The sequence below is a fragment of the Streptomyces sp. CB02261 genome (assembly GCF_001905665.1).
Taxonomy (GTDB): Bacteria; Actinomycetota; Actinomycetes; order Streptomycetales; family Streptomycetaceae; genus Streptomyces.
This window is the reverse complement of the sequence record NZ_LIVX01000010.1, coordinates 44,314-59,452: the sequence shown is the minus strand read 5'-3', so window position 1 is coordinate 59,452 and position 15,139 is coordinate 44,314. Positions and strand designations below refer to the sequence as shown.

Annotated in this window: 15 protein-coding genes; 5 read left to right on the top strand and 10 right to left on the bottom strand. The window is 73.7% G+C overall.

Annotation, left to right across the window (positions count from 1 at the left end):
* Positions 1-77: 77 nt before the first annotated feature.
* The 4 genes from AMK29_RS28700 to infC form a co-directional block, all read right to left on the bottom strand.
* Positions 78-917 carry a TrmH family RNA methyltransferase gene (locus AMK29_RS28700; RefSeq protein ID WP_073818495.1) on the bottom strand — a complete coding sequence of 280 codons (840 nt, stop codon included), beginning with the start codon at positions 915-917 and terminating at the stop codon, positions 78-80.
* 143 nt (positions 918-1,060) lie between these two features.
* Positions 1,061-1,447, bottom strand: a complete 387-nt coding sequence (gene rplT / locus AMK29_RS28695) for a 50S ribosomal protein L20 (protein ID WP_015032398.1) — start codon at positions 1,445-1,447, stop codon at positions 1,061-1,063.
* 106 nt (positions 1,448-1,553) lie between these two features.
* The gene (gene rpmI, locus AMK29_RS28690; RefSeq protein WP_073818494.1) at positions 1,554-1,748 is read right to left on the bottom strand and encodes a 50S ribosomal protein L35; all 195 of its coding nucleotides are present in this window, start codon (positions 1,746-1,748) and stop codon (positions 1,554-1,556) included.
* Positions 1,749-1,871: 123 nt separating this feature from the next.
* A complete protein-coding gene (gene infC / locus AMK29_RS28685) occupies positions 1,872-2,582 on the bottom strand; it encodes a translation initiation factor IF-3 (protein ID WP_073818492.1) in 711 nt (236 codons plus the stop codon).
* A 307-nt stretch (positions 2,583-2,889) separates the two neighbouring features.
* Here infC and AMK29_RS28675 point away from each other — a divergent pair, with 307 nt between their 5' ends.
* Positions 2,890-3,267 carry a DUF1844 domain-containing protein gene (locus AMK29_RS28675; RefSeq protein ID WP_073818491.1) on the top strand — a complete coding sequence of 126 codons (378 nt, stop codon included), beginning with the start codon at positions 2,890-2,892 and terminating at the stop codon, positions 3,265-3,267.
* A gap of 161 nt (positions 3,268-3,428) precedes the next feature.
* On the opposite strand, the gene AMK29_RS28670 is transcribed toward AMK29_RS28675, so the two are convergent.
* The 3 genes from AMK29_RS28670 to AMK29_RS37700 are packed head-to-tail and all read right to left on the bottom strand — an operon-like array spanning position 3,429 to position 6,855.
* A complete protein-coding gene (locus AMK29_RS28670) occupies positions 3,429-4,160 on the bottom strand; it encodes an SseB family protein (protein WP_073818490.1) in 732 nt (243 codons plus the stop codon).
* A 59-nt stretch (positions 4,161-4,219) separates the two neighbouring features.
* The gene (gene mycP, locus AMK29_RS28665) at positions 4,220-5,398 is read right to left on the bottom strand and encodes a type VII secretion-associated serine protease mycosin (RefSeq protein ID WP_073818488.1); all 1,179 of its coding nucleotides are present in this window, start codon (positions 5,396-5,398) and stop codon (positions 4,220-4,222) included.
* Complete coding sequence (locus AMK29_RS37700; protein WP_274535651.1) at positions 5,395-6,855, bottom strand: hypothetical protein; 1,461 nt, start codon at positions 6,853-6,855, stop codon at positions 5,395-5,397. Before AMK29_RS37700 ends, mycP begins: the two co-directional genes overlap by 4 nt.
* 111 nt (positions 6,856-6,966) lie before the next feature.
* Here AMK29_RS37700 and AMK29_RS28655 point away from each other — a divergent pair, with 111 nt between their 5' ends.
* Positions 6,967-8,169, top strand: coding sequence for an amino acid deaminase/aldolase (locus tag AMK29_RS28655; RefSeq protein WP_073818486.1), 1,203 nt, complete (start codon positions 6,967-6,969; stop codon positions 8,167-8,169).
* Between the two features lie 23 nt (positions 8,170-8,192).
* On the opposite strand, the gene AMK29_RS28650 is transcribed toward AMK29_RS28655, so the two are convergent.
* The 3 genes from AMK29_RS28650 to AMK29_RS28640 are packed head-to-tail and all read right to left on the bottom strand — an operon-like array spanning position 8,193 to position 11,745.
* Complete coding sequence (locus tag AMK29_RS28650) at positions 8,193-8,975, bottom strand: 3-oxoacyl-ACP reductase (RefSeq protein ID WP_073818485.1); 783 nt, start codon at positions 8,973-8,975, stop codon at positions 8,193-8,195.
* The gene (locus AMK29_RS28645; protein WP_198942352.1) at positions 8,972-10,336 is read right to left on the bottom strand and encodes an aldehyde dehydrogenase family protein; all 1,365 of its coding nucleotides are present in this window, start codon (positions 10,334-10,336) and stop codon (positions 8,972-8,974) included. Before AMK29_RS28645 ends, AMK29_RS28650 begins: the two co-directional genes overlap by 4 nt.
* A gap of 44 nt (positions 10,337-10,380) precedes the next feature.
* Positions 10,381-11,745 carry a glutamine synthetase family protein gene (locus tag AMK29_RS28640; RefSeq protein ID WP_073818483.1) on the bottom strand — a complete coding sequence of 455 codons (1,365 nt, stop codon included), beginning with the start codon at positions 11,743-11,745 and terminating at the stop codon, positions 10,381-10,383.
* Positions 11,746-11,834: 89 nt separating this feature from the next.
* Between AMK29_RS28640 and AMK29_RS28635 the strand changes: the two genes are divergently transcribed.
* The 3 genes from AMK29_RS28635 (at position 11,835) to AMK29_RS28625 (ending at position 14,975) form a co-directional block, all read left to right on the top strand.
* Positions 11,835-12,563 carry a FadR/GntR family transcriptional regulator gene (locus AMK29_RS28635; RefSeq protein ID WP_073818482.1) on the top strand — a complete coding sequence of 243 codons (729 nt, stop codon included), beginning with the start codon at positions 11,835-11,837 and terminating at the stop codon, positions 12,561-12,563.
* Between the two features lie 154 nt (positions 12,564-12,717).
* Positions 12,718-14,199, top strand: coding sequence for an ethanolamine permease (eat, locus tag AMK29_RS28630; protein ID WP_073818480.1), 1,482 nt, complete (start codon positions 12,718-12,720; stop codon positions 14,197-14,199).
* A gap of 89 nt (positions 14,200-14,288) precedes the next feature.
* Positions 14,289-14,975 (top strand): gamma-glutamyl-gamma-aminobutyrate hydrolase family protein, encoded by a 687-nt coding sequence (locus AMK29_RS28625; protein WP_073818479.1) that lies wholly within the window; start codon positions 14,289-14,291, stop codon positions 14,973-14,975.
* The last annotated feature ends 164 nt before the right edge of the window (positions 14,976-15,139 follow it).

The following is a 15,139-nucleotide window of genomic DNA, read 5'->3' as shown; positions in this document are numbered from 1 at the left end:
GTCCCCCACCCCTTCGTGTAGCGCAGTGGGCCCCCGAGTGCGTCACTCTACTGGGCGGGGAAGGCGGAATGGCCCCTTCAGGGGGAGGTCCGGGGGCGCTGGGCGCGCGCGGAGGCGTACAGGCAGACCGCGGCGGCCGTGGCGAGGTTGAGGCTCTCGGCCTTGCCGTGGATGGGGACGCGGACGACGGCGTCGGCAAGGGCCCGGGTCTCCTCGGGCAGTCCCCAGGCCTCGTTGCCGAAGATCCAGGCGGTCGGCCCGCCCATGGTGCCGGCGTCGAGCTCGGCGTCGAGGTCGTCCTGGCCCGCCCCGTCGGCGGCGAGGATCCGTACGCCCGCGCCCTTCAGTCCGGCGACCGCCTGCTCGACGGGCACGCCGACGGCTACGGGGAGGTGGAAGAGGGACCCGACGGAGGCGCGTACCGACTTCGGGTTGTAGAGGTCGACGGACGCGTCGGTGAGGACGACGGCGTCGGCCCCGGCCGCGTCGGCGCAGCGCAGCACGGTGCCGGCGTTCCCGGGGTCGCGCACGTGGGCGAGGACGGCGACGAGCTTGGGCCGGGCCGCGACGATCTCCTCGAACGGCGAGTCGAGGAACCGGCAGACGCCGACGATCCCCTGCGGGGTCACGGTCTGGGAGACCTCGGCGAGGACGGCGTCGGAGGCGTGGTGGACGCGGGCGCCGGCGGCGAGGGCGGCCTCGATGATCGGCGCGTACCGCTCGGCGGCCTCGACGGTGGTGAAGAGCTCGACGAGCGTCGGCTCGCCGGTGGAGCCGCGGTGCTCGACGGCCTCGCGGACGGCCTGCGGGCCCTCGGCGATGAAGAGGCGGTCCTTGCCCCGGAAGTTGCGCTTGGCGAGCCGCCGGGCGGCGACGACGCGCGGGGAACGCGGGGAGATCAGCTCGGGGGTGACCATGAGGTGCGGCGGTTCTCTCTTCGGGGCCGGGGACTACGGGATGCGGGTGCGGCGCGATCCGGGTGCTTCGGGGGCCGACGCACCCGGACCCGCAGGCGCGGGTGCGCCTGCGGGTCCGGGCAGAGGTACTGCGGCCTGGAAGATCAGGCGGCGGCCTTCGGGGCGTTGACGTCGGCCGGCAGAGCCTTCTGCGCGACCTCGACCAGCGCGGCGAACGCGTTGGCGTCGTTGACGGCCAGCTCGGCGAGGATCTTGCGGTCCACCTCGATGTTGGCGGCCTTCAGACCCTGGATGAGGCGGTTGTACGTCATGCCGTTCAGGCGGGCAGCGGCGTTGATGCGCTGGATCCACAGCTGACGGAAGTCGCCCTTGCGCTTCTTGCGGTCGTTGTAGTTGTAGACCAGCGAGTGGGTGACCTGCTCCTTGGCCTTGCGGTACAGGCGCGAACGCTGACCGCGGTAGCCGGAGGCCGCCTCGAGGATCGCCCGGCGCTTCTTGTGGGCGTTGACTGCCCGCTTGACGCGTGCCACTTGTTAACTCCTTGTAGCGGGGTCGTGGGTGGACTCACACGACCCGAAAAACGAATGGGTCCCGGACCTGGCCGGTGGCCCCCGTCGCCGGGGGCGGGTGATCAGATCAGATGCCCAGCATCTTCTTGATCTTGGCCGCGTCGCCCGGGGCCATCTCCGCGGTGCCGGTGAGGCGTCGCGTCAGCTTGGACGACTTGTGCTCGAGCAGGTGGCGCTTACCGGCGCGCTCGCGCAGGATCTTGCCGGAGCCGGTGACCTTGAAGCGCTTCTTGGCACCGGAGTGCGTCTTGTTCTTCGGCATCGCGCCGTATCTCCTCGTCAGTGGCGCTCCCCCCGGTGCGGGCACCGGACATCCGGGAGCGTCAATTCTTCGATTGGTGGTTCCGGGCGGGGCCCGGGGCTGCCTGGGTGGCAGCCCGCCGGGTCACGCCTCGGGGTTCTCGGCCGGGGCGTCGGCCTGAGCCTCGGCCGCCGGGGCCTCGGGGGCCGGAGCCTCGGACGTCTCCTCGGAGGTGACGCCCTGGCGCTCGGCCTTGCGTGCGGCCTGGGCCTCACGCGCCTCGGCCATGGCCTCGGTCTTCTTCTTGTGCGGGCCGAGAACCATGATCATGTTCCGGCCGTCCTGCTTCGGGTTGGACTCGATGAAGCCAAGCTCCTCGACGTCCGACGCCAGCCGCTGCAGCAGCCGGAAACCAAGCTCGGGACGGGACTGCTCACGACCACGGAACATGATCGTGATCTTGACCTTGTCACCCTGCTTGAGGAACCGGACGACGTGACCCTTCTTGGTGTCATAGTCGTGCGGGTCGATCTTCGGCCGGAGCTTCATCTCCTTGATGACCGTGTGCGCCTGGTTCTTGCGCGCCTCACGGGCCTTCATGGCCGACTCGTACTTGAACTTCCCGTAGTCCATGAGCTTGCACACGGGCGGACGGGCGTTCGCCGCGACCTCGACCAGGTCGAGGTCGTACTCCTGTGCGAGCTCCAGGGCCTTGGCAAGCGGAACAATCCCGACCTGCTCGCCGCTGGGTCCGACAAGTCGCACCTCGGGAACGCGAATCCTGTCGTTGATGCGGGGCTCGGCGCTGATGGATCCTCCTCGGTAGCACCACGCGACCGCCTGGCGGACGGACACGCACTGTCTGTTTCTGACCAACCGAGCCGGCACATGAAAAACGCCCCGGACGGGACACAGGCGGGGCTCCAGGGGAATACCGGAACACCGCCGCGGTCAACCGCGGGGCGCACATCGGGCGGCTCCATCGTCCGTACGGAACGATGGGCGCCACCTGACCGGTGACCCGCCACCCGCGAGGGTGGTCAGGTGGGAGTTCGGAGCCTCCACTTGTGGGCCGGGCACACACGTGTCCGGCCGGTCGTTACACAAGGTTAGCAGGACCCGGCGGTCTCCGCGAACCGAGGACCGGCCTATCGTATGAGTCATGAGCGAGACGCCCCAGAACGAGTCCGCGGACTCCCCCGACTCCCCCGACTTCGACGCCATGACCCGCGACATCGCGGAGGTCCCGGCGGTCGAGGTGATCGTGACGGTCGCCGTCAACCTGATGAGCGCCGCCGCGGTGAAGCTCGGGCTCACCGAGGAGGGCGACAAGTACAAGGACCTCGACGAGGCCCGCAAGCTGGTGCACGCGCTCGCGGGCCTGCTGGACGCCGGCGCGACGGAGGTCTCGTCCTTCCACGCGGCTCCGCTGCGGGACGGCCTGAAGTCCCTCCAGCTCGCCTTCCGCGAGGCCTCCCTCGTCCCGGACGAGCCGGGCCAGGGCCCGGGCGAGAAGTACACGGGGCCGGTGTACGGGTAGGACCCGGTCGGCCGGGGGTACGGGGGTCGCCCCCCGGAGGACGACAGCCACGGGGCCGGTGTACGGGTAGGACCCGGTCGGCCGGGGGTACGGGGGTCGCCCCCCGGAGGACGACAGCCACGGGGCCGGTGTACGGCTAGGACCCGGTCGCCCCGTCGCTTTCACTGTTTTACGTAGAAGGGCTCGCCCGGAGGGGTGGCCGCGGCCGGCAGGAGTGCCAGGTCGAGGCCCCGCACCAGGCGGGCCCTCAGTGTGTCGTCGGCGGCGAGGGCGCGGGCCACGCGCTGGGCCGCCTCCGCCGGTGCGGCGTCCGCGGCGAGGACCAGGGCGAGGGTGCCGTCGGCGGAGCCGGGACCCAGATGGGCGCGGAGCACCGCGGGCTCGGCCGCGACGGCGGCCCGTACCGCGTCCCGTACGGCGGGGTCGTCGAGCGGGTCCGCGCTGGTGCGGCCCTCGGCGAGGGCGAGCAGGGCGGGGCCGGTCAGCTGGTACGGCACGGGGCCCGCGAGGTCCAGGACGACCGTGTCCGCCTTCTCGTGCGCGGCGGCCTGGAGCGCCTGGTGGAGCGGGACGGCCACGGGCCGGGCCTCCGGGTCCCACAGGGCGAGGGAGGCGATCGAGGTGAACGCGGGCAGGGCGCGCCGGTCGCCCGCGGTGAGGGTGGGGACGGCCATGTCGCTGGTCTTCTCGCGCCGCAGTCCGTTCTCGTCGGTCTCGACCTCGCCGAGGACGGCCACCACGGGGACGAGCAGCCGGGCGGTCCGCAGCGCGTCGAGGACCGGTCCGTGGGCGGTCCTGTCCTCCGCCCAGGCCGCGAGGGCCGCGGCGAGCCGCGGGTCGGCGGTGCCGTCGTCGTCGGAGAAACCGGGGTCCGGGATGTTCTTGAGCGCCACGCACCGAGCCTAACCGTCGCGCCGGGACGCGCGGCCCGCCGGGGTCCGGGTGACGCCCCCTAGCGGGGCCGGTGGGCGCGGCGCAGGACGACGGCGGTGAGGAGCAGCAGGACGCCGAGCCCGCCGGCGAGGGGGGCGAGCAGGCCGACGGGGCGGCTCTCCTCGGCGGCGGGGAGCGGGCCGGGGCCGAAGTACTGGCCGCGGTAGCCGCTGGTGGTGGTCTTGGGGTCGGCGCCCTTGAGCCGGGCGCCCGCCTCGATCGCGGCGGCCGGGTCGACCGTTCCGTACCCCTTGGCGTCGCTGCGGCCGCCCTTCGGCCGGTTGCGGGCGGTGTCGATCAGCAGCCGCTTGATCTGGGCCGGGGTGAGGTCGGGGTGGGCGGCGCGGACGAGGGCGACGGCTCCCGAGGCGAACGCGGCGGCGGCGCTGGTGCCCCAGCCCTCGTAGTAGCGCCGGTCGGGGTCGGCGATGGCGATGTCGACGCCGGGGGCGCTGACGGTGGCGTACCAGCGGCGGGTGGAGAAGGAGGCGTGGGTGCCGTAGCGGTCGACGGCGGTGACGGCGATGACCCCGGGGTACGCGGCGGGGTAGGAGATGTGGTCGCCCTTCTCGCCGCCGTTGCCGGCGGAGGCGACGACGGAGACGCCCTTCGCGAGCGCGTACTGGACGGCGGCGTCCTCGCCCGCGTCGGGGTGGGCGGACTTGGAGTCGTCGCCGAGGGAGAGGTTGATGACGTCGGCGCCGTGGTCGGCGGCCCAGCGGATGCCTTCGGCGAGGGCGGTGCCCCGGGTCTTGCGGGCCTTGTCGCGGGCTTTGTCGGTGCCTTCGAGGATGACCCGTACGGGGAGGATCTTCGCGTCGGGGGCGATGCCGAGGACGCCGTCCTCGCCGTCGTATCCATGGCCGTGTCCGGCGATGATCCCGGCCATGGCGGTGCCGTGCCGGGCCCAGGCGCGGTCGCCCCTGGACGCGCCGAAGCCGACGAGGTCGCGTCCCGGCAGGACCGAACCCTCCAGGTCCGGGTGTTCGGCGTCGACGCCGGTGTCGAGGACGGCGACCGTGATGCCGTCGCCCTTGGTGGTGCGCCAGGCCTCCGTGGTGTGGAGCGCTTCGAGGCCCCACTGGCGGGCCCGGATGGTGTCGGCGTAGGCGGGCGTGGTGGTGGCGGGCAGGACGGCGAAGGCGGCGGCGAGGAGGACGGCCGCGACGGTGCGGGTGGGGCGGGTGGGGCGGGTCACCGGGCGTTCTTCTCCTTCACGGCCGCGGCGACCGTCGTGCGCAGCAGCCGCTCGATGCGCACGGTGATGCCCTTGGCCTCGTGGCCGAGGCCGGACTGCGCGGTGGCGTCGGTACGGCCCGCGGCCATGGCCCGGTCGGCGGGCTGCGGACCGGTGACGGCCCGGCCGTCGGCGAAGCCGGAGACGGCGGTGACGACGACGGGGAGGTCGGCGGGGGCGCTCAGCCACCAGCTGGCGCGCTGGGCGGCTCCGAAGCGGGCGGCGACGGTGCCGGGGCCGGAGAGCGCCGGCGGGACGTCGGCGCCGAGGCGGGCGGTGAGGCCGGTGGTCCCGCCGAGGGTGCGCTGCGTCTGGGCGTCGGCACGGGTGAAGACGAGGCCGACGGTGAGGACGCTGCTGGCGGTGGCGTCGGTGTACGTGGCGCGCAGGACGCGCTCGCAGCCGAGCGGGCGGAGGGTGGCGAGCAGGCCCTTGGCGAGGACGGCGGGCGTGCAGGGGGCGTCCGGGGCGACGACGATCCGGGTCCAGGTCCGCGCGGCCGCGCCGGGTCCGGCGCCTGGGCCGGGGAGGGTGCGGGGGAAGAGGGTGTCGACCGGGGCGTTGTGCCAGAGGCCCATGGCCTCGGTGTAACCGGCGGGCTCGGCGGGCTTGCCGGGCTCGGCCGCGGCCAGCCACACGCCGGCGAGGGAGCCGCCGATGAGTCCGATCCCGAGCACGGCGCAGACGGCGACGGCGATCCGTCGCCCGGTACGCCGCTCCCGTACGGGCCGGAACCGGGTGGTGGTCTCGCCGAGACCCTCAGGCTGCGGGGCGGTGTGCCCGTACGTGTGGCCGTACGGGGGGAGGTGCCGGACGCCGACGGCACCGTCCGCCTGCCGCGGCGCGGCGGGGACCTGCCAGCCGTCGTCCGGGGCGGCGGGACCGGGGCCCGGGCGGGGCGGGGCGGTGGGCGCCGGTGCCGCGGGGCGGGCCGCGGGGAGCGGAGGGACCGCCGGCACCGAGGTCCCGGGGCCCTGCGCCTGGCGGGGCGGCGTGCCGGCGGGTGCAGTGGCCACCGGCTGGGCCGCCGGGCGCGGCGGGGACGGAGGGGTCGGCGGGGAAGCAGGACGCGGCGGGGAAGCGGCGGGCGGCGTGGCCTGGTTCGACGCCGGGCGGGGCCGCGTGCCGGCGGGTGCCGAGGGCGCCGCTGCCGGGGGCGAGGGCGTCGTCGCTGTCGAGAGCCGGTCCACGGTCGCCCGGGGCGCGGTCCCGGGCGCGCGGCGCGTCGGCGCTCCCGCGCCCGCGTGCGTCGCCTCCGTGGCGGAGTCCCGCCGGGTGGTCTCCGTGCGGGGTTCGGGCGGGCGGATCGCGCGGAGGCGGGTGGTGGTCTCCGCCGGGGACGGTTCGGGGGTGGGGTCCGTCGGAAGGAGCGCGTCCGTGATGCGGGAGGTCGCGGGGGGACGCTGCTCGCCGGTCATCCCCGTTCCCCCCCGCTCGTGTCGACAATGCCCGTCACTCTACGGGCTGTTCCCCCCGGCGCGGGAACTCAGGGGCTACCCACCCGTAAACCGGTCTGGCAAGCTCGGGCCATGACTCCCCGTGCCGCCGACCGGGCCCGTTACGACCGGGCCACCGCACATCTCGACGCGCCCGTGGCGGTCGTCGATCTGGAGGCCTTCGACGCCAACGCGGCGGACCTCGTGCGCCGGGCCGGGGGCAAGCCGGTGCGGGTGGCGAGCAAGTCCGTGCGGTGCCGGGCCCTGCTGGAGCGGGTGCTCGCGCGGGAGGGCTTCGCGGGGGTCATGTCGTACACGCTCGACGAGTCGCTGTGGCTGGCGCGCGCCGGCTTCGACGACGTCCTGCTGGCGTATCCCTCGGCGGACCGTTCCGGGTTCGGGGAGCTGGCGCGGGATCCGAAGCTCGCCGCCGCCGTGACCGTGATGGTCGACGACGTGGCGCAGCTGGATCTGATCGACGCCGCGCGCGCGGGCGGGACGGAGGAGGTGCGGGTCTGTCTGGAGCTGGACACGGCGCTGCGCCTGCTCGGGGGCCGGATACGGGTAGGGGCGCTGCGCTCTCCGCTGCGGGAGCCCGCCCAGCTGGCCGAGCTGGCGCGCTCGGTGGTGCGGCGCCCGGGGTTCCGGTTGGTCGGGATCATGGCGTACGAGGGGCATGTCGCGGGTGTCGGGGACGCGGTCGCGGGCCGGCCGCTGCGTTCGCGGGCGATCCGGCTGATGCAGGCGGCGGCCCGCAGGGAGCTGGCGGAGCGCAGGGCGGCCGTGGTGCGGGCGGTCCGGGCGGTGGCGCCGGACCTGGAGTTCGTGAACGGCGGCGGCACCGGGAGCGTGCAGCACACGGCCGCCGAGGACGCGGTGACGGAGATCGCCGCGGGTTCGGGACTGTTCGTGCCGCGGCTCTTCGACAACTACACGTCGTTCAGCGGGCGGCCCGCGGCGCTCTTCGCGCAGCCCGTCGTCCGCCGTCCGGGGGTGGGGGTGGTGACCGTGCTCGGCGGCGGGTACCCGGCGTCGGGGGCGGCGGGCCGGGACCGGCTGCCGGTGCCGTATCTGCCGGAGGGGCTCCGGTACGACCCGCAGGAGGGCCCCGGCGAGGTGCAGACCCCGCTGCTCGGCTCGCCGGCCGACGATCTGCGGATCGGCGACAAGGTGTGGTTCCGGCACGCGAAGGCCGGCGAGCTGTGCGAGCGGTTCGACAGCCTTCAGCTGATCGAGGGGGACCGGGTGACGGCGACCGTGCCGACGTACCGGGGTGAGGGCCGCACCTTCCTCTAGAGCGGCCGGAGCCGCCGGAGCGGCTAGAGCGGCGTCACGTACGCGCCCGAGATGCCTCCGTCGACCAGGAAGTCGCTGGCGTTGACGAAGGAGGAGTCGTCGCTCGCGAGGAAGGCGACGGCGGCGGCGATCTCGTCGGCCTCGGCGAAGCGGCCGACGGGGATGTGGACGAGGCGGCGCGCGGCCCGCTCGGGGTCCTTGGCGAACAGCTCCTGGAGGAGCGGGGTGTTGACCGGGCCGGGGCAGAGGGCGTTGACGCGGATGCCCTCGCGGGCGAACTGGACGCCCAGTTCGCGGGACATGGCGAGGACTCCGCCCTTGGAGGCGGTGTAGGAGATCTGGCTGGTCGCCGCGCCCATGATCGCGACGAAGGACGCGGTGTTGATGATGGAGCCCTTGCCCTGGCGGCGCATGTAGGGCAGCGCGGCCTTGCAGCAGAGGTAGACGGAGGTGAGGTTGACGTCCTGGACCCGCTTCCAGGCCTCCAGGCCGGTCTCCAGGATGGAGTCGTCGTCGGGGGGCGAGATGCCGGCGTTGTTGAAGGCGATGTCGACGGAGCCGTAGGTGTCGAAGGCGGTCCTGAACAGTGCCTCGACCTCCTCCGGGTCGGTGACGTCGACCTTCACGAAGGTGCCGCCGACCTCCTCCGCGGCGGCCTTGCCCGCCTCCTCGTCGATGTCGCCGCAGACGACGTTCGCGCCTTCGGAGGCGAGGCGGCGGGCGGTGGCGAGGCCGATGCCGCTGCCGGCTCCGGTGATGACGGCGGTGCGGCCGACGAGTCGGCGGCAGATGATCTCGTTGCTCACAGTGCGGGGCCCTCCGTGCTGATGAAGACGTTCTTGGTTTCGGTGAAGGCGGTCAGGGCGTCGGGGCCGAGCTCCCGGCCGAGGCCGGACTGCCGGTAGCCGCCGAACGGGGTCCAGTAGCGGACGCTGGAGTGGGAGTTGACGGAGAGGTTGCCGGCCCGGACGGCGCGGGAGGCGCGCAGGGCGCGGCCGACGTCCCGGGTCCAGATGGAGCCGGACAGGCCGTACGGGGTGGCGTTGGCGAGGCGGATCGCGTCGGCCTCGTCGTCGAAGGGGAGGACGACGGCGACGGGTCCGAAGATCTCCTCGACCGCGCAGGGGGCGTCCTCCGGCACGCCGGTGAGGACGGTCGGCGGGAACCAGAAGCCGGGGCCCTCGGGGGCCTTGCCGCGGATGCCGTCGAGTCCGTCCGTGACGTAGGAGCGGACGCGGTCGAGCTGGGCGCGGGAGATGAGCGGGCCCATCTGGGTGCGCTCGTCGGAGGGGTCGCCGACGACGATCTCCTCGATCGCGGGGGCGAGGAGTGCGAGGAAGCGGTCGTACGCGCTCCGCTGGACGAGGATGCGGGTGCGGGCGCAGCAGTCCTGGCCGCTGTTGTCGAGGAAGGACATCGGCGCCGCGGCCGCGGCCGCCTCGATGTCGGCGTCGGCGAAGACGATGTTGGGGCTCTTGCCGCCGAGTTCGAGGGTGAGCCGCTTCACCTGGCCGGCGCACCTGGCCATGATCGACTTTCCGACCTCGGTGGAGCCGGTGAAGACGATCTTGGCGACGCCGGGGTGTTCGACGAGGGCGTTGCCCGCGACGGGGCCGGTGCCGGGGAGGACCTGGAAGAGGTGCTCGGGCAGGCCCGCCTCCAGGGCGAGCTCGGCGAGGCGGAGCGCGGTGAGCGGGGTGGTCTCGGCGGGCTTGAGGATCACGGCGTTGCCTGCGGCGAGGGCGGGCGCGGTGGCCCAGGCGGCGATCGGCATGGGGAAGTTCCAGGGGGCGATGACGCCGACGACCCCGAGCGGTTCGAGGATCGTGATGTCCAGGCCGCCGGGCACCGGGATCTGGCGTCCGTTGAGGCGCTCCACTCCCCCGGCGGCGAAGTCGAGGAGGTCGCGGACGTTTCCGGCCTCCCAGCGGGCGTTGCCGAGGGTGTGGCCGGCCTCGGTGACCTCCAGGCGGGCGAGTTCCTCGATGTGCTCGTCGACGACGGCGGCGTAGCGGCGGAGCAGCCGGGCCCGGTCGGCGGGCGCGGCGGCGGCCCAGCCGTGCTGGGCGGCGGCGGCCCGTGCGACGGCGGCGTCGACGTCGGCGGGGGTGGCGGCGGGGACGGTGGCGACCAGCTCCTCGGTCGCCGGGTTCAGTACCTGGAGCAACTCGTTCCTCTCGGAGGCGTACGCGTACGTGGGGAGGGTCCGGTTCAGAGGCGTTCGAAGGAGCGGCGCAGTTCCCAGTCGGTCACCGCGGCGTCGAAGGCCTCCAGCTCGACGCGGGCCATGTTGCGGTAGTGGGCGACGACCTCGGCGCCGAAGGCGGCCTTGGCGATCTCGCTGGTCTCCCAGAGTTCGGCGGCCTCGCGCAGGGTGGTGGGCACGTGCGCGTATTCGGCGGTGTACGCGTTTCCGGCGCAGGGCGGGGGCAGTTCGAGCCGCTGCTCGATGCCGTGCAGTCCGGCCGCCACCATGCCGGCCACGGCGAGGTAGGGGTTGACGTCGCCGCCGGGGAGGCGGTTCTCGAAGCGGGTGGAGCGGCCGTGGCCGACGACCCGGAGCGAGCAGGTGCGGTTGTCGTGGCCCCAGGCGACGGCGGTCGGCGCGAAGGAGCCGGGCTGGAACCGCTTGTACGAGTTGATGTTGGGGGCGTAGAGGAGGGAGAAGTCGCGCAGGGCGGACAGCTGTCCGGCGAGGAAGTGCCGCATGGTCGCGGACATGCTGTGCTCGTCGTCCCCGGCCATCACGTTCGTCCCGTCCGCGTCCTGGAGGGAGAGGTGGATGTGGCAGGAGTTGCCCTCGCGTTCGTTGTACTTCGCCATGAAGGTGAGCGCGTAGCCCTCCTGTGCGGCGATCTCCTTGGCGCCCGTCTTGTAGACGGCGTGCTGGTCGCAGGTGACGAGGGCCTCGTCGTACTTGAAGGCGATCTCGTGCTGGCCGGGGTTGCACTCGCCCTTGGCGGACTCGACGGTGAGTCCGGCGCCGGTCATCTCGTTGCGGATGCGGCGCAGGAGCGGTTCGACGCGGCCGGTGCCGAGGACGGAGTAGTCGATGTTGTACTGGTTGGCGGGGGTGAGGCCGCGGTAGTTCGCGTCCCAGGCCTGCTCGTAGCTGTCCCTGAAGACGATGAACTCGAGTTCGGTGCCGACGTGGGCGGTGAGACCGTGCTCCGCGAGGCGTTCCAGCTGGCGGCGGAGGATCTGGCGGGGTGCCGCGACGACCGGGGTGCCGTCGGCCCAGGCGAGGTCGGCCGTCACCGCGGCGGTTGCCTCGTTCCAGGGGAGCCGGCGGAGGGTGGCGAGGTCCGGGAGCATGGCGAAGTCGCCGTAGCCGCGCGCCCAGGAGGACATCTCGTAGCCCTCGACGGTGTTCATCTCGGTGTCGACGGCCAGAAGATAGTTGCAGCCCTCGGTGCCGTGGCCGAGTACCTCGTCCAGGAAGAACGGGGCGGCGAACCGCTTGCCCTGGAGCCGCCCCTGCATGTCGGGGAAGGCCAGGACGACGGTGTCGATCTCGCCGCTCGCGACGAGGGCACGGAGCTTCTCGACGGTGAGCGGGGGTGTGCGGTCTGCCACGGGATTGCTCCTCCTTCGGCCTGCCGGAAGTCATAAGGTATTGCGGAAGACCATTGCTTGGGAAGTGCGGGAGAAGGGGAAACGAGAACGTGGCCAGTACGAGTGAATCGGCGGACCGGCTGACGCCCGTGCTGCGGCCGGTGCGGGCGGGCAACGGCTTCGAGGAGGCACTGGAGCAGATCCTCCAGGTGGTACGGCTCGGGCTCGTGCCGGGCGGCGAGCGGCTGCCCGCCGAGCGGGAGCTGGCCGACCGGATGGGGATCAGCCGGGTCACCCTGCGCGAGGTCCTCAAGGTGCTCCAGGAGCAGGGGCTCGTGGAGAGCCGGCGCGGCCGGTACGGCGGAACGTTCGTGCTGCCCCGCGTCCAGACGGCCGACGAGGACGAGCTGCGCCGCCGGATCGCGTCGGTCGACATGGAGGACACCCTGCGCTTCCGTGAGGTCCTGGAGGTGGGGGCCGCCGGACTCTGCGCGGCCCACGGCCTCGAACCGGCGGGCGCCGAGCGGCTGCGGGCCGCGCTGGCCGCCACGCACGACGCGCCGCTGGCCGACTACCGCCGTCAGGACACCCTGCTCCACCTCACGCTCGCCGAGCTCTCCGGCTCGCCGACCCTGACGGCCCGGTACGCGGCCGTCCGGGCCACGGTGAACGACCTCCTGGACTGCATCCCCCTGCTCGTACGCAACCTGGAGCACTCCCAGCACCAGCACACCGCCCTCGTGGAGGCGGTCCTCGACGGGGACGCGGACGCGGCCCGCGAGGTGATGCGGGAGCACTGCGCGGGGACGGCGGCCCTGCTGCGGGGCTTCCTGACGTGAGGCGCGCCGGCCGGGACCGCCGTACCCGCGCCGGGGGCCGCGGCACCCTCCCCGCGTGACTCGAAAGTGACGCACGGGGGTTGCGCTCCCCCGTCGACCACCGCAAAGGTATGGCCTCAATCCATTGGGCCCGCTGCGGGGAGCTGACGCTGCCATGACGCTCGAAGACACGACCGGGAGCACACCCGGGGGCAAGCCCGGAGGGACGTCCGGGGGCACCGCACCGCCGAAGGACGACTACCTGGAGCGCCGGGCGCTGCGGCGCGGCAGCGCCGGCTGGCTGCTGCTCACCGGGCTCGGCGTCGCGTACGTCGTCTCCGGCGACTTCGCCGGCTGGAACATCGGCCTGTCGAAGGGCGGCTTCGGCGGGCTCGCCGTCGCCACCGTCCTGATGGGCACCATGTACGCCTGTCTGGTCTTCGCCCTCGCCGAACTCTCCGCCATCCTGCCCACGGCGGGCGGCGGCTACGGCTTCGCCCGCCGGGCCCTCGGCACCTGGGGCGGATTCCTGACCGGCACCGCGATCCTCATCGAGTACGTCCTCGCCCCCGCCGCGATCTCCCTCTTCATCGGCGACTACGTCGAGAGCCTCGGCCTCTTCGGCCTGACGTCCGGCTGGCCCGTCTACCTGGTCTGCTTCGCGCTCTTCATCGGCATCCACCTGTGGGGCGTGGGCGAGGCACTGCGCTTCAGCCTGATCGTGACGGCGATCGCCGTCACCGCGCTCGTCGTCTTCGCGTTCGGCGCGTTCTCCGACTTCCACGTCGATCGGCTGAACGACATCCCGGTCGACGGCGAGGCCTTCGGATCCAACTCCTGGCTGCCGTTCGGCCTGCTCGGCATCTGGGCCGCGTTCCCCTTCGGCATGTGGTTCTTCCTCGGCGTCGAGGGTGTGCCGCTCGCCGCCGAGGAGGCCAAGGACCCGGCGCGGTCGATGCCGAAGGCGCTCGCGATCTCCATGGGCGTCCTGGCCCTCCTCGCGGTCGTGACGTTCCTCGCCGCCACCGGAGCGCGCGGCTCGGCGATCCTCCAGACGGACGGAAACCCGCTGGTCACGGCGCTCCAGGGGAAGGGGGAGCCGACGGCGCTCAGCAGGTTCGTGAACTACGCCGGCCTCGCGGGACTCGTCGCCTCCTTCTTCTCCCTCATCTACGCCGGATCGCGCCAGCTCTTCGCCCTCTCCCGGGCCGGCTACCTGCCCCGCTTCCTCTCGCTCACCAGCCGCCGCAAGTCGCCCTACCTGGGGCTGCTCATCCCGGGCGCGATCGGCTTCGCGCTCGCCGCCGGGACCGGGGACGGGGCCCGGATGCTCAACATCGCCGTGTTCGGCGCCACCATCTCGTACGCCCTGATGGCGCTCTCCCACATCGTGCTGCGGCGGCGCGAGCCGGGGCTGCACCGGCCGTACCGCACGCCCGGCGGGACCGTGACCTCCTCCGTGGCCTTCGTCCTGGCCCTCTCGGCCCTGGTCGCGACCTTCCTGGTGGACCGGACGGCGGCGTTCATGGCGCTCGGGGTGTACGTGGTCGCCCTCGCCTACTTCGCGTTCTACAGTCGACACCATCTGGTGGCGAGGGCGCCCGAGGAGGAGTTCGCGGCCCTCGCCGAGGCGGAGGCCGACCTCGCGCGCGACTGACGCGGGTCCCGCCCGTCCGCCGCCTCGCGCCCGTCCATCCCGTCGCCCCCGTCTCTCCCGTCTCTCCCGTCGTTTCCGGAGGAACTCCCGTGCCCAAGCCGATCATCGGCGTGACGACCTACCTCGACCAGGCCCGGTGGGGGGTGTGGGACATGCGGGCCGCCCTGCTCCCCGCCCGCTATCCGCGGCTCGTCCAGGAGAGCGGCGGGCTCGCGGTGATGCTGCCGCCGGACGGGCCGGAGGCCGCCGCGGCGGTCGTGGCCCGGCTCGACGGGCTGGTCGTCGCGGGCGGGGCGGACGTCGAGCCCGTGCGGTACGGGGCCGAGCGCGACCCCCGCACCGGCCCGCCGGCCCGGGAGCGGGACGCCTGGGAGCTGGCCCTGATCGACGCGGCCCTGGCGTCCGGGACCCCGCTGCTCGGCATCTGCCGGGGCATGCAGCTCCTGAACGTGGCCCTGGGCGGGACGCTGGTGCAGCACCTGGACGGGCACGTGGACGCGGTCGGGGTCGTCGGCCGGCACGCGGTGAAGCCGGTGCCGGGCAGCCGGTACGCCTCCCTCGTTCCCGAACTCACCGAGGTCCCGACCTACCACCACCAGGCCGTGGACCGGCTGGGCGCGGGTCTCGCCGCCTCGGCCCACGCGGAGGACGGCACGGTGGAGGCGGTCGAACTGGCCGACCCGGCCTGGGCGCTCGGCGTCCAGTGGCATCCGGAGCTGGGCGACGACCCGCGGGTGATGCGGGGGCTGGTGGAGGCCGCCCTCGGGCGGGTCTGACCCGGCGCGCGCCCGCTCGGACCCGGACGGGTCCGACCCGGCGTGTGCGCGCTCGGGCCCGGCCGCGCGCGCCCGCTCAGGCAGCGGCGCGGGCGGCGAGGAGCGCGGGGTCGTCGCGCATGAGGAGGGCGTAGAGCGCGGCGGACCTGACGCGTGCGTCGGCG